26 protein-coding genes are annotated in these 21,356 nt (G+C 70.4%); 7 read left to right on the top strand and 19 right to left on the bottom strand.

Annotation, left to right across the window (positions count from 1 at the left end; all coding sequences use genetic code 11):
• Positions 1 to 51: 51 nt before the first annotated feature.
• On the top strand, positions 52 to 804 hold the full coding sequence (locus M2165_RS05965) for a Crp/Fnr family transcriptional regulator (protein WP_280813755.1): 753 nt from the start codon (positions 52 to 54) through the stop codon (positions 802 to 804).
• A 6-nt stretch (positions 805 to 810) separates the two neighbouring features.
• Here M2165_RS05965 and M2165_RS05960 read toward each other — a convergent pair whose 3' ends face one another.
• Positions 811 to 1,248, bottom strand: coding sequence for a DoxX family protein (locus tag M2165_RS05960; RefSeq protein ID WP_280813754.1), 438 nt, complete (start codon positions 1,246 to 1,248; stop codon positions 811 to 813).
• 214 nt (positions 1,249 to 1,462) lie between these two features.
• Between M2165_RS05960 and M2165_RS05955 the strand changes: the two genes are divergently transcribed.
• The gene (locus tag M2165_RS05955; RefSeq protein ID WP_280813753.1) at positions 1,463 to 2,221 is read left to right on the top strand and encodes a sulfite exporter TauE/SafE family protein; all 759 of its coding nucleotides are present in this window, start codon (positions 1,463 to 1,465) and stop codon (positions 2,219 to 2,221) included.
• A 117-nt stretch (positions 2,222 to 2,338) separates the two neighbouring features.
• On the opposite strand, the gene M2165_RS05950 is transcribed toward M2165_RS05955, so the two are convergent.
• The 4 genes from M2165_RS05950 to M2165_RS05935 all read right to left on the bottom strand — a co-directional run bounded on the left by M2165_RS05950 (position 2,339) and on the right by M2165_RS05935 (position 5,162).
• Entirely contained in the window at positions 2,339 to 2,698 is a 360-nt protein-coding gene (locus M2165_RS05950) for a DUF1428 domain-containing protein (RefSeq protein WP_280813752.1), read from the bottom strand.
• A gap of 70 nt (positions 2,699 to 2,768) precedes the next feature.
• Positions 2,769 to 4,268 carry a DHA2 family efflux MFS transporter permease subunit gene (locus M2165_RS05945; RefSeq protein ID WP_280813751.1) on the bottom strand — a complete coding sequence of 500 codons (1,500 nt, stop codon included), beginning with the start codon at positions 4,266 to 4,268 and terminating at the stop codon, positions 2,769 to 2,771.
• A gap of 24 nt (positions 4,269 to 4,292) precedes the next feature.
• Entirely contained in the window at positions 4,293 to 4,712 is a 420-nt protein-coding gene (locus M2165_RS05940) for a VOC family protein (protein ID WP_280813750.1), read from the bottom strand.
• 18 nt (positions 4,713 to 4,730) lie between these two features.
• Entirely contained in the window at positions 4,731 to 5,162 is a 432-nt protein-coding gene (locus tag M2165_RS05935) for a VOC family protein (RefSeq protein WP_280813749.1), read from the bottom strand.
• 126 nt (positions 5,163 to 5,288) lie between these two features.
• On the opposite strand from M2165_RS05935, the gene M2165_RS05930 reads away from it, so the two are divergent.
• A complete protein-coding gene (locus M2165_RS05930; RefSeq protein ID WP_280813748.1) occupies positions 5,289 to 5,951 on the top strand; it encodes a TetR/AcrR family transcriptional regulator in 663 nt (220 codons plus the stop codon).
• A 13-nt stretch (positions 5,952 to 5,964) separates the two neighbouring features.
• Here the strand turns inward: M2165_RS05930 and M2165_RS05925 are convergent, their stop codons facing one another.
• Together M2165_RS05925 and M2165_RS05920 are read right to left on the bottom strand one after the other, a co-directional pair.
• Complete coding sequence (locus tag M2165_RS05925) at positions 5,965 to 6,456, bottom strand: MarR family transcriptional regulator (RefSeq protein WP_280813747.1); 492 nt, start codon at positions 6,454 to 6,456, stop codon at positions 5,965 to 5,967.
• 24 nt (positions 6,457 to 6,480) lie between these two features.
• A complete protein-coding gene (locus M2165_RS05920; RefSeq protein ID WP_280813746.1) occupies positions 6,481 to 7,092 on the bottom strand; it encodes a TetR/AcrR family transcriptional regulator in 612 nt (203 codons plus the stop codon).
• Between the two features lie 89 nt (positions 7,093 to 7,181).
• Between M2165_RS05920 and M2165_RS05915 the strand changes: the two genes are divergently transcribed.
• Positions 7,182 to 7,826, top strand: coding sequence for an NAD(P)H-dependent oxidoreductase (locus M2165_RS05915; protein ID WP_280813745.1), 645 nt, complete (start codon positions 7,182 to 7,184; stop codon positions 7,824 to 7,826).
• Here M2165_RS05915 and M2165_RS05910 read toward each other — a convergent pair.
• From M2165_RS05910 to M2165_RS05880, 7 genes are all read right to left on the bottom strand, one after another.
• Complete coding sequence (locus M2165_RS05910; protein ID WP_280813744.1) at positions 7,765 to 8,121, bottom strand: metalloregulator ArsR/SmtB family transcription factor; 357 nt, start codon at positions 8,119 to 8,121, stop codon at positions 7,765 to 7,767. The genes M2165_RS05915 and M2165_RS05910 overlap by 62 nt on opposite strands.
• On the bottom strand, positions 8,105 to 8,584 hold the full coding sequence (locus tag M2165_RS05905) for an SRPBCC family protein (protein ID WP_280813743.1): 480 nt from the start codon (positions 8,582 to 8,584) through the stop codon (positions 8,105 to 8,107). Before M2165_RS05905 ends, M2165_RS05910 begins: the two co-directional genes overlap by 17 nt.
• Before the next feature lie 102 nt (positions 8,585 to 8,686).
• Positions 8,687 to 10,432 (bottom strand): acyl-CoA dehydrogenase family protein, encoded by a 1,746-nt coding sequence (locus tag M2165_RS05900; RefSeq protein WP_280813742.1) that lies wholly within the window; start codon positions 10,430 to 10,432, stop codon positions 8,687 to 8,689.
• Between the two features lie 8 nt (positions 10,433 to 10,440).
• Positions 10,441 to 11,430 (bottom strand): Bug family tripartite tricarboxylate transporter substrate binding protein, encoded by a 990-nt coding sequence (locus tag M2165_RS05895; protein WP_280813741.1) that lies wholly within the window; start codon positions 11,428 to 11,430, stop codon positions 10,441 to 10,443.
• Between the two features lie 48 nt (positions 11,431 to 11,478).
• Positions 11,479 to 12,243 (bottom strand): SDR family NAD(P)-dependent oxidoreductase, encoded by a 765-nt coding sequence (locus M2165_RS05890; protein WP_280813740.1) that lies wholly within the window; start codon positions 12,241 to 12,243, stop codon positions 11,479 to 11,481.
• A gap of 16 nt (positions 12,244 to 12,259) precedes the next feature.
• Entirely contained in the window at positions 12,260 to 14,113 is a 1,854-nt protein-coding gene (locus M2165_RS05885) for a feruloyl-CoA synthase (protein ID WP_280813739.1), read from the bottom strand.
• Positions 14,114 to 14,174: 61 nt separating this feature from the next.
• Positions 14,175 to 14,951 (bottom strand): crotonase/enoyl-CoA hydratase family protein, encoded by a 777-nt coding sequence (locus M2165_RS05880; protein ID WP_280813738.1) that lies wholly within the window; start codon positions 14,949 to 14,951, stop codon positions 14,175 to 14,177.
• 104 nt (positions 14,952 to 15,055) lie between these two features.
• Between M2165_RS05880 and M2165_RS05875 the strand changes: the two genes are divergently transcribed.
• On the top strand, positions 15,056 to 15,922 hold the full coding sequence (locus M2165_RS05875) for an amidohydrolase family protein (protein WP_280813737.1): 867 nt from the start codon (positions 15,056 to 15,058) through the stop codon (positions 15,920 to 15,922).
• Between the two features lie 30 nt (positions 15,923 to 15,952).
• On the opposite strand, the gene kefC is transcribed toward M2165_RS05875, so the two are convergent.
• Both kefC and M2165_RS05865 read right to left on the bottom strand, forming a co-directional pair.
• Positions 15,953 to 17,827 carry a glutathione-regulated potassium-efflux system protein KefC gene (gene kefC / locus M2165_RS05870; protein WP_280813736.1) on the bottom strand — a complete coding sequence of 625 codons (1,875 nt, stop codon included), beginning with the start codon at positions 17,825 to 17,827 and terminating at the stop codon, positions 15,953 to 15,955.
• 2 nt (positions 17,828 to 17,829) lie between these two features.
• Positions 17,830 to 18,492: an NAD(P)H-dependent oxidoreductase gene (locus M2165_RS05865; RefSeq protein WP_280813735.1), complete on the bottom strand. Its 663-nt coding sequence runs from the start codon at positions 18,490 to 18,492 to the stop codon at positions 17,830 to 17,832.
• Between the two features lie 93 nt (positions 18,493 to 18,585).
• Here M2165_RS05865 and M2165_RS05860 point away from each other — a divergent pair, with 93 nt between their 5' ends.
• Together M2165_RS05860 and M2165_RS05855 are read left to right on the top strand one after the other, a co-directional pair.
• Complete coding sequence (locus M2165_RS05860; protein ID WP_280813734.1) at positions 18,586 to 19,206, top strand: ParA family protein; 621 nt, start codon at positions 18,586 to 18,588, stop codon at positions 19,204 to 19,206.
• Between the two features lie 54 nt (positions 19,207 to 19,260).
• Complete coding sequence (locus M2165_RS05855; protein WP_280813733.1) at positions 19,261 to 19,722, top strand: MaoC family dehydratase; 462 nt, start codon at positions 19,261 to 19,263, stop codon at positions 19,720 to 19,722.
• Between the two features lie 10 nt (positions 19,723 to 19,732).
• Here the strand turns inward: M2165_RS05855 and M2165_RS05850 are convergent, their stop codons facing one another.
• From M2165_RS05850 to M2165_RS05840, 3 genes are all read right to left on the bottom strand, one after another.
• The gene (locus tag M2165_RS05850) at positions 19,733 to 20,026 is read right to left on the bottom strand and encodes a DUF4148 domain-containing protein (RefSeq protein WP_280813732.1); all 294 of its coding nucleotides are present in this window, start codon (positions 20,024 to 20,026) and stop codon (positions 19,733 to 19,735) included.
• A gap of 115 nt (positions 20,027 to 20,141) precedes the next feature.
• On the bottom strand, positions 20,142 to 20,603 hold the full coding sequence (gene trmL / locus M2165_RS05845) for a tRNA (uridine(34)/cytosine(34)/5-carboxymethylaminomethyluridine(34)-2'-O)-methyltransferase TrmL (RefSeq protein WP_280813731.1): 462 nt from the start codon (positions 20,601 to 20,603) through the stop codon (positions 20,142 to 20,144).
• Positions 20,604 to 20,631: 28 nt separating this feature from the next.
• Positions 20,632 to 21,348 (bottom strand): ComF family protein, encoded by a 717-nt coding sequence (locus tag M2165_RS05840; protein WP_280813730.1) that lies wholly within the window; start codon positions 21,346 to 21,348, stop codon positions 20,632 to 20,634.
• Positions 21,349 to 21,356 lie beyond the last annotated feature (8 nt).

The following is a 21,356-nucleotide window of genomic DNA, read 5'->3' as shown; positions in this document are numbered from 1 at the left end:
CGGGGAGTCGGAGGGGCTCGCAAGCATAATGCGCGCGCCCCGCGACCTCCCATGGCCCCACCGTCGAACTCCCCTTCTTCCACCCGCGCGGCCGCCACCGCGGCGGCACGCTCCAGCCTCGCGCTGCGGCGGATCGCGCTGCTGCAGGGGCTGCCGGACCGGCGCCTCGACGAGCTGGCGGGCCAGTGCCTCTGGCACAGCGTGGAAGGCGGCAAGCCGCTGCTGCTGCGCGCCCAGCCGCAGGGCGAGGTGTTCCTGCTGGTCTCCGGCCGCGTGCGGGTGACGACCTATTCGGCCAACGGGCGCCAGGTGACCTTCCGCGACTCGGAGGCCGGCGAGCACTTCGGCGACATCGCGGCCATCGACGGCGGTCCGCGCTCGGCCGACGTGGTCACGCTCGAGCCCTGCGTGGTCGCGAGCCTCGACCGCGCGGCCTTCCTGGCGCTGCTGCGCGAGGAGCCGCTGGTGGCCGGCCGCGTGATGCAGCGGCTCGCGTCGCTGGTGCGGCAGCTGTCCGAGCGCGTGATCGACCTGAGCACCCTGGGCGTGCAGAACCGGCTGCATGCCGAGCTGCTGCGCCTGGCGCGCGCGGCCGGCGTCGCGGACAACCAGGCGCGGCTCGCACCGGCGCCGAAGCATGCGGCGCTTGCCGGCCAGATCAGCACCAACCGCGAGCAGGTGACGCGCGAACTCAACGTGCTCGCGCGCGACGGCGTGCTGCGCAAGGAAGAGCGCGCGCTCGTCGTGGCCGACGTGGCGCGGCTCGAGCGCATGGTCGCGCAGGTGCGCGGCGACGCTGCCTGAGCCCGCTCAGTTCCAGCGGCCGCGCACGCCGCCGATGCCGAAGCGGCCCGCGCCCAGCAGCACCACGGCGAGCGCGCCGAACAGGTACAGGCCCTGCAGTTCGAGCGCCCAGCCGCCCTGCTTGGTCAGCGCGAACAGGTCGGCCATGTGGACCAGGCCGAGGGCGAACAGCATGTTCACCACGACCACGGCCGCGGCGGCGCGGGTCCAGAGGCCGGCGATCATGAGCAGCGGCGCCACGATCTCGCCCACGTACACCAGGTAGGCGAGCCCGCCCGGCAAGCCGGCCTTGGCCAGCATGCCCGCGATGAAGCCCACGCCGGCCGAGAGCTTGAAGATGCCGTGCAGCAGCACCAGCACGCCGATGGCCACGCGCAGCAGCAGCTTGCCGGCATCGTCGGAGGTCGCGAGGGAAGGTGTGGCGGTGGCGGCCCGGGGGTCCATGGGAATTCCTTGTAGCGGTCGGGGAGGTGTGCCGCGGCTGCGGCAAGGGTCCGTGCAGTGTGCGCGGCGGCCGCGGCGCGCGCTGTGCGTTTGCGCACAGTTTTCGGCAGGGCGCGCCGCCGCCAGCAAGCCCGCCGGCATCCTGCTACGCTCGGACGGCCCGCCGCCTGCCGATGCCGCGCGGGCATTTTTCTGCCCTGCCGCTGCCCGTTCCATGGTCTTTCCCCTGATCACCGACCCGCATTTCTATGCGGTCGCCATTCCCGCCGTGCTGCTGCTCGGCATCAGCAAGAGCGGCTTCGGTGCCGGCTTCGGCTCGCTCGCGGTGCCGCTGATGGCGCTGGCCGTGACCGTGCCGCAGGCGGCGGCGATCCTGATGCCGCTGCTGCTGCTGATGGACGTGCTGGGCATCGCGGCCTTCCGCCGCGACTTCGACCGCGCGCTGCTCAAGTTCCTGATTCCGTTCGGCCTGCTCGGCACGCTCATCGGCACGCTGCTGTTTCGCGTGCTGTCGGCGCACACGGTCGCGGGCATCGTCGGCGTGTTCACGCTGCTGTTCCTCGCGCAGCGGCTGGTGTTCCCGCCCAAGCCCGACGATCCGCTGCCTTCGCGCGCGGTGGGTGCGGCGCTCACGGCGGTGTCGGGCTTCACGAGCTTCATCGCGCACGCGGGCGGTCCGCCGGTCAATGCCTACGTGATTCCGCTGCGGCTCAAGCCGGTGGTGTTCACCGCGACGATGGCCTACTTCTTCTTCGTGGTGAACCTGAGCAAGTGGATCCCCTACGCATGGCTAGGCCTGATCGACCTGCGCACGCTCGCCACCTCCGTCGTACTGATGCCGCTCGCGCCCTTCGGCGTGTGGGTCGGCATCCGCATCGCACGGCGCATCGACGCGACGTGGTTCTATCGCTTCGTGTACCTCGGCATGCTGCTGACCGGCCTCAAGCTCGTCTACGACGGCTTTCTGGGCTGAGCGCGCGGAGCGGCGAATCAGCCAGGAACACCGCGGAACCGGCTTTGCCGGGCCGCTGGTGTTGCCCCCTCGAGGGGGGAGTCGAGCGATACGAAGTGCGCGAGGGACGGGGGTGGTTCAAAACTCGACGATCGGCTTGAAGCCGCCGAAGATCATGCGCTTGGCGTCGAAGGGCATGGTCTTCGGGTCCATCGCGGCGAGGCGCGGATCGGCCATCACCTTGGCGTTGACCGCGTCGCGGTGCTTGCGCGACTTGAACACGATCCACGAGAAGGCCACGGTCTCGTCGGCCTTCTGCTTCACGCTCTGCGGAAAGGACGTGTACTTGCCGGGCTTCACGTCGTCGGCAATGCACTCCACGAATTCGAGCGCACCGTATTCCATCCAGATCTTGCCGGCCTTGCGGGCGAGCTTGCGGTACGCCTCGACGTTGTTGGCGGGAATGGGCACGACGAAACCATCGATATAGCGGGCCATGGGAAATCTCCTTGGTTGCAACGGAAAAAGAAAGAAGGGAAAGCGCGGAGGCGGGATGCGCGCGCCGCCCTCAGGACGCCGTGGCACGGCTGGCCGCGCCGGTGGACGCCCCTTCGTCGTTCTGGGTGTTGTTGTCGTTGTGGTGCTGCGCGGATGCCGGCGATGCGGTGCGCAGCAGCAGCCCGCCGAGCAGCGCCGCCACGGCCGCGAACACCGCGCCGATCAGGAACGCGAGGTTGTAGCCGCCGGTCAGCGCGAGCGGCAACTGCGCCCCGGCGGCCGTCATCGCCCCCGTGCGCGCCGCCGCGGCGCTCGCGAGCACGGCCAGGCCGAGCGCGCCGCCCATCATGAAGGCGGTGTTCACCACGCCCGAGGCCAGCCCTGATTCGGTGGGGCTGGCTTCGCTCATCGCCGCGAGCAGCAGCGGATTGAAGGCCATGCCGGCGCCGAGACCGAGCAGCAGCATCCCGGGCAGCACGTGCAGCGCGAAGCCGCCGTTCACCGGTGCCCATGCAAAGAGCGCAAGACCGACGGCCGCGAGCCCGAGGCCACCGGCGAGCGGCCGGCGGATGCCGAAGCGCATCACCAGCTTGGCCGACAGGCCGAGCGAGAACACCGCCATCAGCAGGTTGGCCGGCAGGAAGGCGAGGCCGATCTGCATCGGCGTGTAGCCGAGCACCAGCTGCATGTAGAGCGCCGAGATGAAGAACCACGCGAACATCGCGGCCGCCCAGAGCACGCCCACCACGTTCGACACCGACACGCTGCGCAGCCGGAACAGGCCGAGCGGCATCAGCGGATGCTGCACCTTCGCTTCGATGGCGATGAACAGCACCATCAGCACCGCCGCCGCGCCCAGCAGCCCGAGCGTCTGCGCCGACTGCCAGCCGGCCTCGTTGCCGTTGACCACCGCATACACCGCGAGCATCAGCGACAGCGTGACCGCGACCGCGCCGGCCACGTCGAGCTTCTCGCCGTGGGCATGGCCGCGCGCCTTGGGCAGCAGCGCCACGCACAGCGCATACACCGCCACGCCGATCGGCAGGTTGACCAGGAAGATCCAGTGCCAGCTCAGCGTGCTCGTGAGCAGGCCGCCGAGCAGCACGCCGATGCTGCCGCCGCCGGCGCAGACGAAGCCGTAGACCCCCATCGCCTTGGCGCGGTCGGCCGGCTCGGTGAAGAGGTTCATGATCAGCGAGAGCGACACGGCCGAGACCACCGCGCCGCCCAGCCCCTGCACCGCGCGCGCCGCCACCAGCATGGCCTGCGAGCCCGCGATGCCGCAGGCCAGCGACGCCAGCGTGAACAGCACCAGCCCGACCAGGAACATCCGGCGGTGGCCGTAGAGGTCGCCGAGCCGGCCGCCGAGAAGCAGGAAGCCGCCGAAGGTCAGCATGTAGGCGTTCACCACCCAGACCAGCGAGGTTTCGGTGAAGCCCAGGTCGGTGCGGATCGAGGGCAGCGCCACGTTCACGATCGTGGTGTCGAGCACGATCATCAGCACGCCGAGGCACAGCACCATCAGTGCGAGCCAGCGCTTGCGGTTGTTGTTGTCGAGTGTGTCGGTCATGGATGGATTTCCTGCAGAAAGAACTCAGACGAGCGGCTTGCCGCCGTTGATGAGCCACGGGGTGCCGAAGCGGTCGGTTACCATGCCGAAGCCCTCGACCCAGAAGGTCTTCTCGAACGGCATGCCGACGTGGCCGCCCTCGGCGAAGGCGTCGAACACGCGCTTGCCTTCGGCCACGGTGTCGAGCGTGAGGGCGACGCCGAAGCCCTTCATGCCCTCGTAGGTCTGGCCCGGCATGGTGTCGGAGGCCATGAGCATGCCGTCGCCGTAGGCGAGCGCGGCATGCATGATGCGGTGGCGCGCCTCGGGCGGAAAGTGCGCGGCGTCGGGCGTCTCGCCGACGGTCATCATCATATGGATGGTGCCGCCGAGCGTCTTTTCGTAGAAGCGCATGGCTTCGGCGGCGTTGCCGTCGAAGGTGAGGTAGGCGTGGATGGGAGACATGGTGCTGTTTCCTCCGTATCAGGCGGCCGCGACGACCATGAGCCAGCCCACGCCGAAGCGGTCGGTGAGCATGCCGAAGCTCGAGGTGAAGAAGGTCTGCGTCAGCGGCTGCATCACCTGGCCGCCTTCGGCGAGCGCATCGAACCACTTGCGCGCGTCGGCATCGGTGGACGCGGTGATCGACAGCATGATGCCCTTGAACTCCGCCTGCCCCGAACACCGTCCGTCGGACAGCATCAGCTCGGTCTCGCCGACGCGCAGCACGGAATGCATCACCTTGTCGGCCGCCGGCGTGGCACCGCCGCAGCCGTCCTCCATGTCGGACGCGGGCATGGGGGGCGCTTCGCTGTAGCGCATGAGCTGGACCACCTCGGCGCCAAGCGCCTTCTTGTAGAAAGCGATCGCTTCGTCGCAACGGCCTTCGAAGGAGAGATAGGACTGGACTTTCATGGCGACTCCTTTGGACGGGATGAAGAAGGGCGCAGACCCTGCGCGAATACGGAATACCTAGTTTGTGTACACCGTCCACAAAGAATAGCAGACATAATGGACACTGTCCACATGGAGATTCTTCCGATGAGCCCGCGCGTCGTTCCCCCCGCCCCCACACCGCCTGCCGCGCGCAGCACCTACCGGCATGGGGACCTGCGGCGGGCGCTGCTCGATGCGGGCATCGAGCTGGCGCGCGACGGCGGCCCCGAGGCGGTGGCGCTGCGCGAGGTGACGCGGCGCGCGGGCGTGGTGCCGAACGCGGCCTATCGCCATTTCGCGAGCCGGCGCGAGCTGCTGCTCGCGGTGCGTGCGGCGGCGCTCTCGGCCGCGGCGGTGGCGATGGAACAGGCACTCGCGGTGCTTCCGCGCGATCAGCCGCCCGCCGACTTCGCGCGTGCGCGGGTGCGCGCCATCGGCACCGCCTACCTGCGCTTCGCGCAGGCGGAGCCGGGGCTGTTCCGCACCGCCTTCGTGGTCTCGTCCGATGAAGCGGCCGGCGACGTGGGGCCGGGCAGCGCGGGCCCGGGCGGCCTCGATCCGTTCCAGCTGCTCGGCACCGCGATCGACCGGCTCGTGGAAGCCGGCGTGCTCGATCCCGCGCGCCGCCCGAATGCCGAGTACCTCGCGTGGTCGGCCGTGCACGGGCTTGCGCTGCTCATCATCGACGGGCCGCTCAAGGCGATGGATGCGGCGGCCATCCATGCGCTCGGCCAGCAGCTCATCGACATGGTGGAGCGCGGCCTGTAGCGGCCGCCCCGCGTCAGAGATAGATCTTCTGCAGCAGCCGGATCAGCGTCTCGCGCTCGCGCAGCGTGAGGCGTGCGCTCGCGTCGGCTTCGAGCTGCATCACGGTCTGCTCGGCCTCGCGGATCAGCTTCTCGCCGGCCTCGGTGAGATGCAGGCCGACCGCACGGCCGTCGTGCGGATGCGGCCGGCGCTCGATGAGCCCGCGGCTGTCGAGCGTGGAGACCAGGCTCACGAGGTTGGGCGGCAGGATGTCCAGCGTGTTGCAGAGCTGGCGCGAGGTGGCGCCGGGGTTGTGGGCCAGCAGCGAGAGCACCGAGAAGTCGATCTGCTTGAGCCCGTAGGGCGCCATGCGCTCGGCGAACACGTCGCTCACGATCAGCCACGCGCGGCGCGCGTTGTAGCCGACGAAGGCTTCGAGCACGCGGGCGTCGAGCCGGTCGTGCTTGCCGGCCGGGCCGGGCGCCGGCTCGGTCCTGGCGGGAGGGGTCTTCGGTGAGCGGGGCATGAGGAGCCGAGCGTAACGCCTGCGTCAGCTTTTGTGCGGGGCCGGCGCCTTCGGCGTCGTGACCAGCAGCGCGATCGTGGCCTGCAGCTCGGCCCGGGCCTGCGCCGGCGTGATCTCGCCCGCCACCGCGGCGTACGACAGCGCTTCGGCCGCGCCCAGCATGGCGCGCACGCGCAGCGGCGCGAGCTGGCCCGCGGGCGCGAACGGCGCCAGCACGCGGCGGCATTTCTCGTGGAAGGCATCGGCGCATTCGCGCCGCACCAGTTCGAGCTCGGGCGCGCCGGCCAGTGCGCCGACGATGCCCGGCAGCTCGCGGCCCTGCGCGAGCGCGCAGTCCACGTAGGTGGCGGCGATCACGCTCGCCATCGCGTCGAGCCGCTTCGGCGTGGCTGCGATGGCGGCGTCGATGATCGCTTCCTGGCGCGCCTCGAAGTCGAGGTAGAGCGCCGAGATCAGTCCGTTGCGGCTGCCGAAGTGGTCGTACACGACCGGCTTGGCGACCCCGGCCTGCTCGGCCAGGCGCCCGAGCGTGAGCGCATCCATCCCTTCGTGCTTCACGAGCGTCCATGCCGAGGCGATCAGCTGCCGGTAGCGGTCTTCGCGGGCGAGGCGTTGGCGGGGCGGGGCGGTGGTCAAAGGCGCATCCGTGGCGTGGTTATGTACGAATGGTACATTGCAGACGGAAACCTACCAAACGTACATAGCCCATCACGAAAGGACATCCGATGCACGCACTCGTCGTCGTGGCCCATCCGCGGCCCGCCTCCGTCACCCATGCCGTCGCCGCGCGCATCGCCGAGGGCGTGCGCGACGCGGGCCATTCGGCCGAGCTGGCCGACCTGGCCGCCGAAGGCTTCGACCCGCGCTTCACCGAACACGATGTCGCCGTGCACCGCGAGCGGCGCTCGCCGAGCGCCGACGTGCGCGCGGAGCAGGCACGCATCGACCGGGCGGACGCGCTGGCGCTGGTCTATCCGGTGTACTGGTGGTCGTTCCCGGGCCTGCTCAAGGGCTGGATCGACCGCGTGTTCTCCAACGGCTGGGCCTACGACGAGGTGCCGGGCCAGCCGCTCGCGAAGAAGCTGCAGCGCCTGCCCGTGTATCTGGCCGCGATCGGCGGCGCCGACTGGCGCACCTATGCGCGGCACGGCTACTTCGGCGCGATGAGGACCCAGATCGACCACGGCATCTTCGACTACTGCGGTGCGCAGGTGCCGCGTTCCGAGCTGCTGCTCGAGCCGGCCGACGGCGACTGGGGCGAGAACTTTGGCATCGCGCGCGCGCTGGGCGCGCGGATCGCGCGGGAGTTCAGTCCGACTCGGCAAAGGCCTTCAGCTTCGCCAGAGCCGCTTCCCACTGGCGCCCGATGACTTCGAGCGTGCGGCGTGCTTCGTCGAGCTGCGTCGGGTCGAACTGCCAGAGCCGCTCGCGGCCGAGCCGGAGGTCGGTCACCAGCCCGGCCTCGCCGAGCACCTGAAGATGCTTGGTCACGGCCTGCCGGCTGATCTCGGTGCTGGCCGTGAGCTGGGCGATCGAGAACACGCCGCCCGCGCACAGCACCGCGACGAGGCGCAGGCGCGTGGCGTCGCCGAGCGCGAAGAACACCTTGGCGAGGCGGTCCGGCGGCGCGGCCACCAGCGGTGCGGGCTCAGCCTTGCTCGGCATGGCGGCGCACGTTCTCGAGCTGGCCTTCCCAGCCGCCGGTGTTCATGCGGAAGGCCTCGAGGCGGCGGTGCGGCGGCACCTTGTCGAAACCCGATTCGACCGTCTTGACCAGCGTCGCGTTGCCGGGCGCGTCGTGCAGCGTCCAGGTGACGAGCGTGGGTTCCTCCGCGCTGTAGTCCACCTTCGGATCGACGGCGTACGGATGCCAGCGCCACGAGAGCAGCGACTGCGGCTCCACGCGCTCGACCTTCACTTCGAACATCACGTGCGTGAAGCCCTCGATCGTGATCGGGCCGCGCGCCACCTCGCCAGGCGCGAAGCGCTGGCCCTGCAGGTCGGCGCCGAACCAGCGGCCGAAGCGTTCGGCATCGGACAGCAATTGCCACACCTTGGCGCGCGGCGCCTGGATGAGGATGCTGCGTTCGATGCGATCGGCGGATTCGGCGGGGGTCGCTGGGGCCATGGCGGTCTCCTTGGGTGTGGATGGATGAACATGCAACCGAATGGTTGCGTGATACATCGTACACCCGCATCCCGAAACAAGCAACCGAACGGTTGCGCGTCTTCAGGGGCGCGGACCGGCCGCATGCGACAGTGCAAGACCCTCGCAGGCGCGCTTGACGATGCCGTGCCGCATTTCGAACTCCGGCAGCACCCAGCGCCGGAACGCCGCCGCGGGGCCGGTGCGCTCGGTGCGCCCGGCGTCGCTGGCCTTGGCCGCATCGATGCGCGCCCAGGCCCAGGCCAGCAGCGCGAGCATCACGAGCCGCAGGTAGTCGTCGGCCACTTCGTACGGCAGCTTCGGGTCGGCCTGCGCGGCCATCGCGATGGTGGTGCCCAGGTAGCGCAATTGGGCGAGCCGGCGCTGCACGTCGGCGTCGGCGTCGCGCGAGGCATCGAGCGTGTCGCGCAGTTCGACCAGCAGGGCCGACATCGCGGCGCCGCCGTCGGGCAGCACCTTGCGCACCAGCAGGTCGATGGCCTGAATCTCGTTGGTGCCCTCGTAGATCATCGTCACGCGCGCATCGCGCACGATCTGCTCGATGCCCCATTCGCGCACGTAGCCATGGCCGCCGAAGACCTGCAGGCATTCGCTCGCGCCGTGGAAGGCCTGCTGCGTGCAGGCGGCCTTGAGCACCGGCGTGACGAGCGCGCACCAGCGCTGCGCACGCTCGCGCGCCCTGGGGTCGGCGTCGTGCGCGGCCACGTCCAGCATGAGCGCGCTGCGGTAGGCGACGGCGCGCGCGCCCTCGATCCAGGCGCGCTGCGTGTCGAGGATGCGGCGGACCGCCGGATGCTCGGCGATCAGGTCGGCGGCCTCGCTGCCGCGGCTGGCCGGCGTAGCGCCGGGGGCGCGCATCTGGCGGCGTTCCAGCGCATAGGCGCCGGCCTTCTGCCAGGCCGCATCGAGCAGACCGATGCCCTGCAGCGCCACGTGCAGCCGCGCCGCATTCATCATCACGAACATCGCGGCCAGCCCACGGCCCGCCTCACCGACCAGCCAGCCGGTGGCCTCGTCGAAGCGCATCACGCAGGTGGGGCTGCCGTGCAGGCCCATCTTCTCCTCGATGCGTTCGCAATGCACCGCGTTGCGCGTGCCGTCGGGCAGCTGCTTGGGCACCAGCGCGAGCGAGAGCCCCTTCGGGCCCGCGGGCGCATCGGGCAGGCGGCACAGCACCAGGTGCACGATGTTCGGCGTGAGGTCGTGCTCGCCGCCCGAGATGAAGATCTTGCCGCCGGCGACGCGCAGGCTACTGTCGGCCTGCGGCACGGCGCGCGTGCGCACCTGGCCCACGTCGCTGCCCGCATGGGCTTCGGTCAGGCACATGGTCGCGAGCCATTCGCCGCTCGCGAGCTTCGGCAGGTAGCGCTGCTTCAGCGCCTCGCTGCCGTGGTGCTTCAGGCAGGCATAGGCGCCGTGCAGCAGGCCCGGCGCCATCGTGAGGCCGTGGTTGGCCGCGCTCATCCATTCGTAGAGGATGGCTTCGAGCACCGTCGGCAGGCCCTGGCCGCCGTCCTCGGGCGCAGCCGAGAGCGCGGGCCAGCCGCCGTCGACGAAGGCCTGGTAGGCGGCGCGAAAGCCCGGCGGCGTGCGGACCTCGCCGTCCGCGAAGCGGCAGCCGATCTCGTCGCCGTCGCGGTTGGGCGGCGCGATCACCTCGCCGACGAAGCGCGCCGCTTCCTCGAGCACCTGTACCTGCAGCGCCGCATCGACGTCGGCAAAGGGTGCGAGCGCGCGCAGCCGTGCAGGCGCATCGAGCACCGCGTCGAGGATGAAGCGCTGGTCTTCGGGGCGGGGGCGGTAGTGCATTCGGGTTTTCAGGACTCGGCGGTGAAGCCGATCTTCTTGACCAGTGGACCCCAGCGTTCGTATTCGGACTGCAGCGACTTGCGCATCTCCTCGGGCGAGGAGCCGCTCGCGACCAGCCCGACCGAGAGCAGGCCCTCGACCACGGCCTTGTCCTTGAGCGCGGCCTGGATCGCCGTGCTCGCGGCGGCGATGGTGGCGGCCGGCGTCTTGGCGGGCGCGAAGAAGCCGAACCATTCGTCGGCCACGATCTCGGGGAAGCCCTGCTCGGTGAAGGTGGGCACGTCGGGCAGGTAGGCCGGGCGCTGCGTGCCCGAGTTCGCGAGCAGGCGCAGCTTGCCGGCCTTGACGAAGGGCAGGCAGTCGCCCGCCGGCGTCATGCACGAGGCGATCTGGCCGCCCACCACGTCGTTGATCGCGGGCAGCGAGCCGCGGTAGGGCACGTGCCGCAGGTCGGTGCCGGTGTGGATGCCCAGCAGCGCGCCCAGGAAGTGCGGCGTGGAGCCCGCGCCCGGCGAGCCGTAGCTGGCCTGGCCCGGGTTGGCCTTGGCCCAGGCGATGTAGTCCTTCAGCGTCTTCACGCTCGCGGGCACCATCGGGCCGACAGCGAGGCCGTGCGTCATCACCGCGCCGATCGAGACCGGCGCGAAGTCGGCCATGGTGTAGCTGAGCTTGCTGTAGATGTGCGGATAGGTCGACAGCGCAGAGGCCTGCGCGAGCGCGAGCACCGAGCCGTCGGCGACCGAGGCCTTGAGCGTGTCGAGCGCGATGCGCCCGCCCGCGCCGGGCTTGTTCTCGACCACCGCGTTGGTCTTCGAGAACGGGGTGTCGCCGAGCTTCTCGGCCACGCGGCGGGCCACGCTGTCGCCCGCGCTGCCGGCGGGAAAGCCGTAGTAGATCTTCGCCTGCTGCACGATCTGCGCGAGCGCGGCCAGCGGCTGCAGCGCGCCGTATGCGGCCGCGCCGCCGAGCACCTTCACGAAATCGCGTCGGTTGGTCATGGTTCTTGTCTCCTGCTTTTTTGAAAGATGTCGGACCGGCCGCAGCGCCTAGCGCGGCGCCATGCGCAGCGCGCCGTCGAGACGGATCACCTCGCCGTTGAGGTGGCCGTTGGTCACGATGTGGCAGGCCAGTTCGGCGAATTCCGAAGGCTTGCCGAGCCGCGGCGGGAACGGGATCGAGGCCGCGAGCGACTGCTGCACCGGCTCGGGCAGTTCCATCAGCAGCGGCGTGGCGAACAGGCCGGGCGCCACGGTGCAGACGCGGATCGCATGCTGCGCGAGGTCGCGCGCCATCGGCAGCGTCATGCCGACCAGGCCGCCCTTCGAGGCGCTGTAGGCCTGCTGGCCCACCTGCCCGTCGAAGGCCGCGACCGAGGCGGTGAAGAGCATCACGCCCTTCTCGCCGTCGTCGAGCGCCGGCAGCTTCGCGCAGCGCGCCGCGAAGAGGCGCGCCATGTTGTAGCTGCCGATCAGGTTGACGTTGACCACGCGCACGAAGTCCTCGAGCGGCGCGGGATTGCCGTCCTTGCCGACGATGCGCTTCGCGCTGCCGATGCCGGCCACGTTCATCAGGATGCGCGCGGGGCCGTGCGCGGCCTCGGCCTTGTCGAGCGCGGCGGTCACGCTGTCGGCGTCGGTGATGTCGCAGGGGCAGGCCACGCCGCCGATCTCCGCGGCGACCTTACCGGCGAGTTCGGCATTGCGGTCGAGCACCGCGACCTTGGCGCCCAGGCGCGCCAGTTCGCGTGCGGTGGCTTCGCCGAGGCCGGATGCGCCGCCGGTGACGAGGGCGGCTTGTGCTTCGATCTTCATGGGGGTGGTCTCCTGTTCAACGTGGCGTCAGGGTGAAGGGCAGGGTGCCCGCATGCATCGCATCGGCCAGCGCGGCGCGGTGCTTGAGCACGGCGCGCTGGTTGATCGAGCCCTTGTCGGTGACCTCGCCCTTGTCGATGGACGGCGGCTCGGCCACGAGGTGCATGCGCGCGATGCGGTTGGCGCTGCCGGTGGCGCTCGCCGCCAGCCCGTCCAGCACCTGCTGGAAGTGGGCCTGCACGGGCGCGCTCTCGAGCACCTGCTGCATCGGCGCATCGGCAGCGAGGCCGGCGAGCTGACGCACCTTCTGCGTAGCAAACACCAGCGCGCCGACTTCCTTCAGGTTGATGCCGGTCAGCACCACGTCCTGCACGTAGGGCGCGCCGGCGGCGATGATCTTCGCGCGCAGCGGACCCACGCTCACGAAGGTGCCGGTGGCGAGCTTGAAGTCCTCGGCGATGCGGCCGTCGAAGCGCAGGCCGCGGTGGATGTTCGATTCGTCGATCCATTTCACCGCGTCGCCGGTCGAGAAGAAGCCTTCCTCGTCGAAGGCCTCGGCGGTGGCTTCGGGCGCGCGCCAGTAGCCGGGCGTGATGTTCGGGCCGCGGTAGCGCACCTCGGTCTTGCCGTCGACCTCGACCAGCTTGAGTTCGATGCCCGGTGCGGGTAGGCCGATGTCGCCCGAGGTCACGTCCGGGCCGGTGACGTAGAGCGCGAACGGGCCCGATTCGGTCATGCCCAGGCCGGTGCCCATCACGATGCGTTCGCCGACCTCGGCCTCCTGCGTGCGGTGCAGGCTGTCCCAGATCGGCTGCGCGAGCGCCGCGCCCGAATAGAAGAACATGCGCACCCGCGAGAGCAGGTTGCGGCGCAGCACCGCGTCGGTCTCCATCGCATGCGCGATCGCCTCGAAGCCGGTCGGCACGTTGAAGTAGACGGTGGGCGCGATCTCGCGCAGGTTGCGCAGCGTCTCGGCCATGCCCGCGGGCGTGGGCTTGCCCTCGTCGATGTAGAGCGTGCCGCCGTTGTCGAGCACGATGCCCACGTTGTGGTTGCCGCCGAAGGTGTGGTTCCAGGGCAGCCAGTCGACCAGCACCGGCGGCTCCTCGCCGAGCGCGGGGATCGACTGGCGCAGCTGCTGCTGGTTGGCGCACCACATGCGGTGCGTGTTGATCACCGCCTTGGGCATCTTGGTGGAACCCGAGGTGAACAGGAACTTGGTGATCGTGTCGGGGCCGGTGGCGCCGAGCGCGATGTCGATGGCGGGCGTGGGCCGCGTGGCGACCAGTTCCGAAAGCGGCGTGGCGGGGCGCTGCGCGAGCCGGCCTTCGCCGAGCACGACCTCGGTCCCGGGCGGCACCGCGGCCTCGATCGCGCGGCCGTAGCGTGCGGCATCGGCCGCGAACACCATGCCCGGCGTGAGCGTGGCGAGCACGTGGCGCAGCTTCTCGAAGTCCTGGCTCACGAGCGAATAGGGCGGCGACACTGGGCAGTAGGGCACGCCCACGTAGAGGCAGCCGAGCGCGAGCATCGCGTGGTCGATGCTGTTCTCGCTCAGGATCGCGAGCGGGCGCTCGGGGCCGAGGCCGCGGTCGAGCAGCGCCTGGCCGATGCCGCGCGCGCGCTCGAGCGCCTCGGCATAGCTCACGCGCTGCCAGTCGCCCGTGCTGCCGTCGGGCAGGCGCTCGCGCGCGGCGATGAAGGTGCGCTCGGGTGCGGTGGCGGCCCAGTGCACGAGCCGGTCGGTCATGCGCTCGAGGTACGGGCCGAGCGGCGTCTCGGCCTGCAGGTATTGCGTGCCAGGCGGGCCCGCGCGCAGCACGGCGCGCGTAACGCCGAAGGTCAGGGGCCGATACCGCACGGTGGTCATTGGAAGACCTCCGCGCTTCGCACTGCGGTGCGAGCCCGATTCGGAGCGGCCGGGCGGGGGCTCATGACTTGCTCACCTTCGCACCACGGCCTTCGAGGAAGTCGCGCACCCGCGCCTTGGCTTCGGGCGCGGCCTGCACGATGCCGGAGATCAGCGCCTCGGTGAAGAAGCCGTGGTCGGCCGACTGCTCGGCGATGCGCGGCAGCGCGTGCATCAGCGCGTAGTTGGTCAGCGGTGCGTTGGTGGCGACGCGCTTCGCGAGCTCGAACGCCTTGTCGAAGGCCGTGCCCTCGTCGACGAGGTACTGCGCGAAGCCGGCGGCGCGTTCGCCTTCCTCGGCGTTGTAGACGCGGCCGGTCATCATCATGTCGGTCATGCGCGCCACGCCGATCAGCTTGGGGATGCGCACCGAGCCGCCGCCGCCCACGAAGATGCCGCGCGAGCCTTCGGGCAGCGCATAGAAGGTGGAACGGTCGGCGACGCGGATGTGGCAGGCGCTCGCGAGTTCGAGCCCGCCGCCCACCACCGCGCCGTGCAGCGCCGCGATCACGGGCACCGGGCCGTGCTGGATCAGGTCGAGCGCGGCATGCCACAGGCGCGAGTGCGCATGGCCCTGGCCGGCGTCGCGCTCCTTGAGTTCGCTCAGGTCGAGCCCGGCGCAGAAGTGCGGGCCCTCGCCGTCGAGCACCGCGGCGCGGACGCTTGAAGGCAGCGTCTCGAAGGCATTGCGCAGCGCCAGGATCAGCCCGTCCGAAAGGGCGTTGCGCTTGGCGCCGCGCGTGAGGCGGACGATGGCGACTTCGTCGCGGATGTCGATCTGGAGGTCGGGATTGGTCATGATTGCGTTCGTGTGTGAGTTCGATTATGGTTATGACAAATAATCAATTCAAGGCGCTGAGCCGCCCCGATCCCTAGGGACTTACCCGTACTGGAGACCTCGACATGGACCACCGGAACCTGATCGCCATCGACATCCACACGCACGCCGAGGTGAGCTGCTGGAACCCCTTCGACAACTACGGCGAGGAATACGACCGCGCCGCCGACAAGTACTTCGGCTCGAGCGGCCGCCCGACCATCGCCGAGAGCGTGGCCTACTACCGCGAGCGCAGGATCGGGCTGGTGATGTTCATGGTCGATGCCGAATCGAACATGGGCCGCCGGCGCATTCCGAACGAGGAGATCGCCGAGGCCGCGCAGCAGAACAGCGACATGATGATCGCCTTCGCGAGCATCGATCCGCACAAGGGGAAGATGGGCGCGCGCGAGGCGCGGCGGCTGGTCGAGGAGCACGGTGTGAAGGGCTTCAAGTTCCACCCCACGGTGCAGGCCTTCCATCCCTACGACCGCATGGCCTGGCCGATCTACGAGGTGATCGCCGAGTACGAGCTGCCGGCGATCTTCCACACCGGCCACAGCGGCATCGGCTCGGGCATGCGCTGCGGCGGCGGGCTCCGGCTGGAGTACAGCAACCCGATGCACCTCGACGACGTGGCGATCGACTTTCCCGACATGCAGATCGTCATGGCCCACCCGAGCTTTCCCTGGCAGGACGAGGCGCTGAGCGTGGCCACGCACAAGCCCAACGTGTGGATCGACCTGTCGGGCTGGAGCCCGAAGTACTTCCCCAAGCAGCTCGTGCAGTACGCGAACACGCTGCTCAAGGACCGCGTGCTGTTCGGCAGCGACTATCCGCTGATCACGCCCGACCGCTGGATGAAGGACTTCGAGGCCGCGGGTTTCAAGCCCGAGGTGATGCCCGGCATCCTCAAGGGCAATGCCGTCCGGCTGCTGAAGCTCGAAGGCTGAGCGGCGTGCGGGTGGGCCGCGGGCGGCCGCTCACCCGTCGGCGGGTTCGCCGTTTCGCTTCTTCTCTTCCTTTTCTTCCTCGAAGCGGTCCCAGTCGCGCCCCGCGCGCAGCCGCCGCTCCTCGCGTTCGCGCGCCATCTGTTCCTCGAACTGCTGGCGGCCTTCCTTGTTGACCGCGATGAGCTTGGCGCGGTCCTTGTAGTGCGGGTAGATCTCGTCGGTGAGCTTCAGATTCCGCTGGCGGAAGCGCATGCTCGTCTCGCGCGCTTCGGCGGCGGGCCAGCCCAGCGCCTCGAGCGCGGAGCGCGCGGTGCGCAGCGACGATTCGAACAGCTCGCGCTCGATGTGCACCACGCCGCGGTCGCGCAGCTGGAACAGGTGCGCCACGTTGCGTGCCCGCGCGATGATGCGCGCCTGCGGGAAGTTCTCGCGGAACAGGTCGACGATCTCCAGCGACTGCTCGACGTCGTCCACCGCCACCACCACCGCCTTGGCCGTCGCCGCGCCGGCGGTGCGCAGCAGGTCGAGCCGCGTCGCGTCGCCGTAGAACACCCGAAAGCCGAACTGGCGCAGGCCCTCGACGGTGTCGGCATCATGGTCGAGCACGGTCACGCGCAGGCCCTGCGACATCAGCATGCGGCCGACGATCTGGCCGTAGCGGCCGAAGCCGCAGATCAGCACCTTGGCGTCCTGCTGCTCCGAAATTTCCTCCAGCTGCGTCGCCGAGAGGTGGCTGTAGCGCGGCAGCACGTACTTGTCGAGCAGCACCAGCAGCAGCGGCGACAGCAGCATCGACAGCGCCACCGCGCCGATCAGCAGCGAGGTGATCTCGGGCGGCAGCACCTCGGGCCCCGCCGACTGGAACACCACGAAGGCGAACTCGCCGCCCTGCGCGAGCAGCAGCGTGAAGACCGGGCGCTCCTGGTAGGCGATGCCCATCGCCTTGGCGAGCGCATAGATGACCACCAGCTTGATGACCATGAAGCCGACGACGAGCGCGGCCATGAGCCCGGGACTCGCGATCAGCACGCCGAAATCGATCGACATGCCCACCGCGATGAAGAACAGACCGAGCAGCAGGCCCTTGAAGGGCTCGATGTCGGTCTCGAGCTCGCGGCGGTATTCGCTCTCGGCCAGCAGCACGCCGGCGAGGAAGGCGCCGAGCGCCATCGACAGCCCGACGAACTGCATCAGCGCGGCGATCGCCACCACCAGCAGCAGCGCCGCGGCGGTGAAGATCTCGGGCGTGTTGCTGCGGGCGATCCAGCGCAGCAGCGGCCGCAGCGCCAGCCGGCCGCCCAGGATGATGACGGCGATGACGCCGACGATCTTCAGGCCCTCGAAGGTGCGTTCCAGCCCCGAGATCGCCGGGCCGGCGGCGCTGGCGCCGGCCAGCAGCGGCAGCAGCGCGAGGATCGGGATCGCGGCCACGTCCTGGAACAGCAGGATCGAGAAGCCCGCCTGGCCGCTCGGCGTCTTCAGCAGGTTGCGTTCGCCGAACACCTGCAGCGCGATCGCGGTGGACGACAGCGCGAGGCCGAGTGCCGCGACCAGCGCCACGCGCCAGGCCGCGCCCGCCGCGAAGCCGGCCGCGAAGAGCACCGCCGCGCAGGCGAGCACCTGTGCGCTGCCCCAGCCGAAGATCGGACGGCGCAGGTTCCACAGCCGCTTCGGTTCGAGTTCGAGGCCGACCAGGAACAGCATCAGCACCACGCCGAACTCGGCGAAATGCAGCACCTCCTCGACGCTGGAGACGAGGCCGAGCCCCCAGGGCCCGATGGCGATGCCGGCCACGAGGTAGCCGATGATGGACCCGAGGCCGAGGGCCTTGGAAAGCGGCACCACGAGCACCGCGGCGCTCAGGTAGATCAGGCTGCTGGTCAGCCAGGCGGGTGCGTGCTCCATGTTCAGGCCGCCTCCTCGCCGGGCGAGGCCGGGCGCGCGAAGTCGTCGTTCTCGGCCGGCCGGTCGGTCTGCGGCACGGGGCAGGCGATGCAGGTCTCCAGCTCGTCCATCTCGGGCCATACCGGGTAGCTCTGCAGGCGCTGCACGAAGACGCCGACGTGCGCCTCGACCTCGTCCTCGCCCGCGCTGCGCGCGCCGTGGAACACCAGCGGCGGCAGGAAGCGCATGCCGCACAGCGTGGCGGTCTGCTCGTAGGGCGGCAGGAAGGCGTCGAAGAAATAGCGGTTGTAGCTCTGCGGGTGGTAGCTGCGCTCGGGGCCGCCGGTGGTGGCGACCAGCCAGCAGTCCTTGCCCTGCAGCGCGGCGCCGCCCCGCCCGTAGGCCCAGCCGTAGCTGAGCACGTCGTCGAACCAGAGCTTCTGCAGCGCCGGCGCCGAGTACCACTGGATCGGGTGCATCAGCACCACCAGGCTGGCGCGGGCCAGGCGCGCCTGCTCGGCCTGAACGTCGATCGCGAAGTCGGGGTAGCTGCCGTAGAGGTCGTTCACCTCCACGCCCGGCACCGAGCGCGCCGCCGCGAGCAGCCGTCGGTTGACCCGCGAGTCGCGCCAGTGGGGATGGGCCGCGATCACGTAGATGCCGTCGGCGGATGTTGTTGTCGTCATGCCGCGAACATAGCGCAAAGCGCCGGCCCGACCCGGGCCTGCAAAGGGCAGGCACTACGATGCGGGGGTGTTCCAGCTCTGGAGGAGTTCTCTATGCCGGTGGTTCTGGTCGCCAATCCCAAGGGTGGCGTGGGCAAATCGACACTTGCGACGAACATCGCGGGCTACTTCGCGAGCCGCGGCCATGCGGTGATGCTGGGCGACGTGGACCGCCAGCAGTCCTCACGCCTGTGGCTCGGGCTGCGCCCGCCGCAGGCGCGGCCCATCGCCACCTGGGAAGCCTCCGGCGACAGCAGCGTGGTGCGTCCGCCCAAGGGCACCACGCACGCGGTGCTCGACACCCCCGCCGGCCTGCACGGCTGGCGCTTCAAGGACGTGATCGCGCTGGCCGACCGGGTCATCGTGCCGCTGCAGCCGAGCATCTTCGACATCTACGCCACGCGCGACTTCCTCGACCGGCTGATGGAGCAGCGCCGCGCCGAGAAGACGAGGATCGGCCTCGTGGGCATGCGCGTGAACGCGCGCACGCTCGCGGCGGACCGGCTCAACGAGTTCGTCGCGAGCCTCGGCGTGCCGGTGCTCGGCGAACTGCGCGACACCCAGAACTACGTGCAGCTCGCGGCGCGCGGGCTCACGCTGTTCGACATCGCGCCGGGGCGCGTGCAGCGCGACCTGGACCAGTGGCAGCCCATCTGCGAATGGCTGGAGGCCTGAGCGTGTCGCACGGCCGACAGCCGCGCCGGCCGGCCAGGCGCTAGAGTGCCCGGCATGACCAAGAAGACATTCCAGACGCTGCAGGAACTCGCCGCCTGCGTGGGGCAGGAGGTCGCCGTGAGCGACTGGATCACCATCACGCAGGCGCAGGTGAACCAGTTCGCCGAAGCCACGGGCGACCACCAGTGGATCCACGTCGACATCGAGCGCGCGAAGAGCGGCCCGTTCGGCGGACCGATCGCGCACGGCTTCCTGACCCTGTCGCTGCTGCCGCGCTTCTACGAGACGGCGCTCGAGGTGGTCGAGTCGCGCATGGGCGTGAACTACGGGCTCAACCGCGTGCGCTTCATGTCGCCGGTGCCCGTGGGCAAGCGGCTGCGGGCGCGCATGAAGCTGCTCACGGCGGAACCGATCGCCGACGACGGCTTCCAGATGACCTGGGAAACCACCATCGAGCTCGAAGGCGCGGCCAAGCCGGCCTGCGTGGCCGAGTCGGTGGTGCGGCGCTACCGCTGAAGCGGCCGGTTCACATCCGGCGGTCCGCGGCCTCGCCGTAGGCCGCGGCGCCCTGCCGCGTGATGCCCATGGCGCTGGCGCGCACCGCCGCGCGGTCGATGTTGCCGGCGGTCGGGCGCTGCACGCCGGTGCCGCCATTGCCGATCTGCAGCGGCTGCCGGGCCTGGGCCTGCACCTCGGCGCGCGACAGCGTCGACTGGAACGGGGCGGGCGGCAGCGGGTTCTGCTCGCCCTGGAAGGCCTGGGCGCCCGTGGCGGCGGCGAATGCGGCGGAAGCGGCGACGAAGAGGGTCGGGAAGTTCATGGCGGGACTCCTTGGAAGGATGCGTTGAAGGGCCGGATGCCGGACCGCGCCGGCATGCTCTTCCATACGTCGCCAAGGGCCGGATGGATGCACCCGGCGCATGAAATCGCAGCGCTCAGCCGAAGCCGTTCTGGCGCCAGGCCTCGAACACCGTCACCGCCACCGCGTTCGAGAGGTTCAGGCTGCGCTGGCCTTCGCGCATCGGCAGCCGCAGCCGCTGCGCCTCGGCGAAGCGCTCGCGCAGCGCGGCCGGCAGCCCGCTGGTTTCGGAGCCGAACACCAGCCAGTCGCCGGGCTGGAAGCGCACGTCGTGCACCGCGCGCGTGCCGCGCGTGGTGAGCGCGAACATCCGGTCGGCGGCGGGCTGCTCAGCATCGCACAGCGCCTGCCAGCTCTCGTGGCGCTTGACCTCGGCATATTCGTGGTAGTCGAGCCCGGCGCGGCGCAGCAGGCGGTCGTCCATCGAGAAGCCCAGCGGCTCGACCAGGTGCAGCGCGCAGCCGGTGTTGGCCGCGAGGCGGATGACGTTGCCCGTGTTCGGCGGGATCTCGGGGTGGACCAGGACGATATGGAACATGCGCCGATTCTCGGTCCCGCGCGGCGCCTCAGCGCGGCGGATCGGTCCGGGCGAAGACGATCCCCGTGACATGCGCCGCGCCCGCGAGGCGGAGCGCCGCGGCCGCCGAGAACAGCGAGGCGCCGCTGGTCATCACGTCGTCCACCAGCACCACGCGGCCTCCCTGCAGCCGCCCGGCGCGCAGCGGCTCGACCGCGAACGCGCCTTCCAGGTTGCGCAGTCGCTCGGCGCGCGAGAGGCCGCGCTGGGCCGGGGTTTCGCGCGTGCGCAGCAGCAGCGTGGCGTCGGTCTTCGCGGGCGCGAGGCGGCGGGCGAGCTCGAGCGCCTGGTTGAAGCCGCGCTCGCGCAGCCGGGCCGGTGCCACCGGCATGGGCAGCACCAGGTCGCAGCGCTCGAGCGCCGGTTCCACCCACGGCACGCTGCGCATCAGCGTCGCCAGCGGTCCGGCCCAGCCGGCTTCGCCATGGAACTTGAACTGCGCGATGCACTGCGGCCACGGCCACGCATAGCTGCAGGCGGCGAGGCAGGCATCGAGCGGCGGCGGCTCGCGCAGGCATTCGGCGCAGCGCATGACGCCATCGGGCACGGGCAGGGCGCAGCCCTCGCAGCGCGCGGCCGGCGGCGCGAAGCGGGCCACGCAGGCGTCGCACACGCGCTGCGAAGGCCAGGCGCGGCACACCTCGCACTGGCTGGGCAGCCGTGCGAGCAGAGAGGTCAAAGGCCGGCGGCGCCAACGGCTCAACATGGGCTCAA

Source organism: Variovorax sp. TBS-050B (genome assembly GCF_029893635.1).
Classification (GTDB): Bacteria; Pseudomonadota; Gammaproteobacteria; order Burkholderiales; family Burkholderiaceae_C; genus Variovorax.
The sequence above is the reverse complement of the archived record's forward strand: the minus strand, read 5'-3'. Positions and strand labels throughout refer to the sequence as shown.

Excerpts from the sequence above, each read along its gene's own strand:
- M2165_RS05965 (WP_280813755.1), top strand. The coding sequence starts at position 52 with ATGGCCCCACCGTCGAACTCCCCTTCTTCCACCCGCGCGGCCGCCACC.
- M2165_RS05960 (WP_280813754.1), bottom strand. The coding sequence starts at position 1,248 with ATGGACCCCCGGGCCGCCACCGCCACACCTTCCCTCGCGACCTCCGAC.
- M2165_RS05955 (WP_280813753.1), top strand. The coding sequence starts at position 1,463 with ATGGTCTTTCCCCTGATCACCGACCCGCATTTCTATGCGGTCGCCATT.
- M2165_RS05950 (WP_280813752.1), bottom strand. The coding sequence starts at position 2,698 with ATGGCCCGCTATATCGATGGTTTCGTCGTGCCCATTCCCGCCAACAAC.
- M2165_RS05945 (WP_280813751.1), bottom strand. The coding sequence starts at position 4,268 with ATGACCGACACACTCGACAACAACAACCGCAAGCGCTGGCTCGCACTG.
- M2165_RS05940 (WP_280813750.1), bottom strand. The coding sequence starts at position 4,712 with ATGTCTCCCATCCACGCCTACCTCACCTTCGACGGCAACGCCGCCGAA.
- M2165_RS05935 (WP_280813749.1), bottom strand. The coding sequence starts at position 5,162 with ATGAAAGTCCAGTCCTATCTCTCCTTCGAAGGCCGTTGCGACGAAGCG.
- M2165_RS05930 (WP_280813748.1), top strand. The coding sequence starts at position 5,289 with ATGAGCCCGCGCGTCGTTCCCCCCGCCCCCACACCGCCTGCCGCGCGC.
- M2165_RS05925 (WP_280813747.1), bottom strand. The coding sequence starts at position 6,456 with ATGCCCCGCTCACCGAAGACCCCTCCCGCCAGGACCGAGCCGGCGCCC.
- M2165_RS05915 (WP_280813745.1), top strand. The coding sequence starts at position 7,182 with ATGCACGCACTCGTCGTCGTGGCCCATCCGCGGCCCGCCTCCGTCACC.
- M2165_RS05910 (WP_280813744.1), bottom strand. The coding sequence starts at position 8,121 with ATGCCGAGCAAGGCTGAGCCCGCACCGCTGGTGGCCGCGCCGCCGGAC.
- M2165_RS05905 (WP_280813743.1), bottom strand. The coding sequence starts at position 8,584 with ATGGCCCCAGCGACCCCCGCCGAATCCGCCGATCGCATCGAACGCAGC.
- M2165_RS05900 (WP_280813742.1), bottom strand. The coding sequence starts at position 10,432 with ATGCACTACCGCCCCCGCCCCGAAGACCAGCGCTTCATCCTCGACGCG.
- M2165_RS05895 (WP_280813741.1), bottom strand. The coding sequence starts at position 11,430 with ATGACCAACCGACGCGATTTCGTGAAGGTGCTCGGCGGCGCGGCCGCA.
- M2165_RS05890 (WP_280813740.1), bottom strand. The coding sequence starts at position 12,243 with ATGAAGATCGAAGCACAAGCCGCCCTCGTCACCGGCGGCGCATCCGGC.
- M2165_RS05885 (WP_280813739.1), bottom strand. The coding sequence starts at position 14,113 with ATGACCACCGTGCGGTATCGGCCCCTGACCTTCGGCGTTACGCGCGCC.
- M2165_RS05880 (WP_280813738.1), bottom strand. The coding sequence starts at position 14,951 with ATGACCAATCCCGACCTCCAGATCGACATCCGCGACGAAGTCGCCATC.
- M2165_RS05875 (WP_280813737.1), top strand. The coding sequence starts at position 15,056 with ATGGACCACCGGAACCTGATCGCCATCGACATCCACACGCACGCCGAG.
- kefC (WP_280813736.1), bottom strand. The coding sequence starts at position 17,827 with ATGGAGCACGCACCCGCCTGGCTGACCAGCAGCCTGATCTACCTGAGC.
- M2165_RS05865 (WP_280813735.1), bottom strand. The coding sequence starts at position 18,492 with ATGACGACAACAACATCCGCCGACGGCATCTACGTGATCGCGGCCCAT.
- M2165_RS05860 (WP_280813734.1), top strand. The coding sequence starts at position 18,586 with ATGCCGGTGGTTCTGGTCGCCAATCCCAAGGGTGGCGTGGGCAAATCG.
- M2165_RS05855 (WP_280813733.1), top strand. The coding sequence starts at position 19,261 with ATGACCAAGAAGACATTCCAGACGCTGCAGGAACTCGCCGCCTGCGTG.
- M2165_RS05850 (WP_280813732.1), bottom strand. The coding sequence starts at position 20,026 with ATGAACTTCCCGACCCTCTTCGTCGCCGCTTCCGCCGCATTCGCCGCC.
- trmL (WP_280813731.1), bottom strand. The coding sequence starts at position 20,603 with ATGTTCCATATCGTCCTGGTCCACCCCGAGATCCCGCCGAACACGGGC.
- M2165_RS05840 (WP_280813730.1), bottom strand. The coding sequence starts at position 21,348 with ATGTTGAGCCGTTGGCGCCGCCGGCCTTTGACCTCTCTGCTCGCACGG.